The 2,471-nt window shown below is 74.3% G+C and carries 2 protein-coding genes and 2 pseudogenes; 1 reads left to right on the forward strand and 3 read right to left on the reverse strand.

What is annotated here, in order from left to right; translation table 11 throughout:
* Window positions 1–125: 125 nt before the first annotated feature.
* From JHD63_RS22300 to JHD63_RS22310, 3 genes and pseudogenes are all read right to left on the reverse strand, one after another.
* A pseudogene (locus JHD63_RS22300) lies at window positions 126–788 on the reverse strand (BON domain-containing protein); the annotation flags it as partial.
* Window positions 785–1,384 carry an SIS domain-containing protein gene (locus JHD63_RS22305; protein ID WP_198972969.1) on the reverse strand — a complete coding sequence of 200 codons (600 nt, stop codon included), beginning with the start codon at window positions 1,382–1,384 and terminating at the stop codon, window positions 785–787. The gene JHD63_RS22305 and the pseudogene JHD63_RS22300, both read right to left, overlap by 4 nt.
* A gap of 61 nt (window positions 1,385–1,445) precedes the next feature.
* Window positions 1,446–1,868, reverse strand: coding sequence for a YraN family protein (locus JHD63_RS22310; protein WP_198972970.1), 423 nt, complete (start codon window positions 1,866–1,868; stop codon window positions 1,446–1,448).
* On the opposite strand from JHD63_RS22310, the pseudogene JHD63_RS22315 reads away from it, so the two are divergent.
* A pseudogene (locus JHD63_RS22315) lies at window positions 1,868–2,299 on the forward strand (SAM-dependent methyltransferase); the annotation flags it as partial. The gene JHD63_RS22310 and the pseudogene JHD63_RS22315 sit on opposite strands and share 1 nt — an antisense overlap.
* Window positions 2,300–2,471 lie beyond the last annotated feature (172 nt).

A 2,471-nucleotide genomic window follows, 5' to 3' on the forward strand; every position in this document is an offset into this window, starting at 1 on the left:
CCCCCCCCCCCCCCCCCCCCCCCCCCCCCCCCCCCCCCCCCCCCCCCCCCCTTTTTCAAGCAGAAGACGTCATACGAGATTTCCTGTACGGTCTCGTGGGCTCGGAGATGTGTATAAGAGCCCGCTGCGGGCGAGGACACCGCGGGCGCCGGCGCCTGCTGGCGGCCGAGCCGGGCCAGCTCCTCTTCGCTGATCACCTCGAACACGCGCACCACCTTCACCACGCCGCTCACGCCGCGCGCGATCTCGGCGCTGCGCTTGGCCTCGCGCGCGGTGACGCGGCCCATCAGGTAGACCACGCCGCGCTCGGTCACGACCTTGATGGCGGTGGCCGAGATGTCCTTGGCGTCCACCAGGCTGGCCTTGACCTTGCTGGTGATGAAGGCGTCGTTGGAGCGCTGCGAGAAGGTGACGGCCGGCATCACGCTGATGTCGTTGACCACCGCGCGCACGTTCTCCACGCGCGCCACGAACTGCTCGACACGCTCCTTGTCCTGCTGCGTCGGCGCCTGGCCGGTCAGCAGCACCTGGCGGTTGTAGCTGGTCACGCCCACGCTCACGCGGTCGCCGAAGTTGGTGTTGATCGCGTTGCGGGCGCGCAGCTCGATGCTCTCGTCCTCGACCTGCGTGCCGGTGGTGCGGCGGTCGGCCACCGCCAGCCCGGTCACGGCCGCGCCGCCCAGCGCTAGCGGAAAGCAGCCCGACAGCGCGCCGGCCAGCGCGCCCGCGGCCAGCACCGCGCACGCCAGGCGCGCCGCAGGCGCCGCTCGTTTCGTTCCAGTCGTCATAGGGGAATCTCCTGTTCGCCGAGAAGTTGCGCATCCACGCCATCGCAGATGCAGTGAAGGGCCAGGGCATGGACCTCCTGGACGCGGGCCGCACGCTCGTGCGGCACGCAGATGTGGACGTCGGTCTCGCGCAGCAGCCCGGCCACGCGGCTGCCATGGCGGCCGGTGAGGGCCACCACGGTCATTTCGCGCTCGTGCGCGGCCTCCAGCGCCGCCGACAGGCTGGCGCAATTGCCGCCGGGCGACAGCAGCAGCAGCACGTCGCCCGCATGGCCGAGTGCGCGCACCTGGCGCGCGAACACCTGCGAGGCGTCGGCCGCGGCGCTCACCGGCGCCAGCAGCGTGCCGTCGGCGGTGAGCGCGATCGCGCCCAGGCCGGGCCGCTCGCGCTCGAAGCCGGCGACGAAGGCGCTGGTGAAGATCTGCGCCAGCGCGGCCGACGCGCCGGTGCCGCAGGCCAGCACCTTGCCGCCGCTGGTGACGCTCGCAAGAATGGCCTGCACCGCCGCGGCAATGGGCGGTCCCAGCGCTTCGGCTGACTGGTACTTCAGGTCCGCGCTGTCGATGAAGTGCTGTTGGATGCGTTGCTCGAGCATGGGCCAGGGATCATAGCGGCGGCCACCGCCGCGCGGCCGCCACCAGATGTAGCAGGGCATGTCAGCCGTCGCTGTCGAACGCCGCCCGCAGCCAGGTGATCGCATCGCCCTCGACCAGCACCGCATCGAAGCGGCAGGCCGGCGGCGCGCCCAGGCGCATCAGGTAATGCCGCGCCGCCAGCACGATGCGCCGGCGCTTGGCCGCGCCGATGCTGGCCGCCGCGCCGCCGTGCTGCGCGCTCTTGCGCACGCGCACCTCGACGAAGACCAGGGTGCCCTCGGCATCGCGCATCACCAGGTCGATCTCGCCGCCGCCGCGCCCCGGCGTCCGATAATTGCGCTCGACCAGGCGCAGCCCGGCCGCCTGCAGGTGGGCCAGGGCACGCGCCTCCGCGGCATCGCCGGCGGCCTTCGTGGTGCCCGCCGCGGCCGGCCTTCCTGCACCCGCTGCCGCGGCGGCGCGCAGCTTTTCAAGGAATCCCATTGAGCGCCTCTTTCGCCTCCGCCCTCGCCGCCGCGCACGATGCGGCGGCCGCGCAGCATTATCCGCGCGGCGCCCTTTACGTCGTGGCCACGCCGATCGGCAACTTGGCCGACATCACGCTGCGCGCGCTGCACCTGCTGCAGCTGGTGGACGCCGTGGCCTGCGAGGACACGCGCCACACCCAGCACCTGCTGCGCGCCTACGGCATCGAGCGCCCCGGCGCCGCGCTGCTCGCGGTGCACCAGCACAACGAGGCCGAGGCCGCCGCCGCCGTGCTGGCGCGCCTGCGGCAGGGCGAACGCGTGGCCTACGCCAGCGACGCCGGCACGCCCGCCGTGAGCGACCCGGGCGCGCGCTTGGTGGCCGCGGTGCGCGCGGCCGGCTGCCCGGTGGTGCCGCTGCCCGGCGCCAGCAGCGTGACCACGGCCCTGAGCCTGTCTCTTATACACATCTGACGCTGCCGACGAAGAGAACCTAGTGTGGGGGGGGGGGGGGGGGGGGGGGGGGGGGGGGGGGGGGGGGGGGGGGGGGGGGGGGGGGGGGGGGGGGGGGGGGGGGGGGGGGGGGGGGGGGGGGGGGGGGGGGGGGGGGGGGGGGGGGGGG

Origin of the sequence: Xylophilus sp. ASV27 (assembly GCF_016428875.1) — a bacterium.
In the GTDB taxonomy this organism is placed as follows: Bacteria; Pseudomonadota; Gammaproteobacteria; order Burkholderiales; family Burkholderiaceae_C; genus Xylophilus.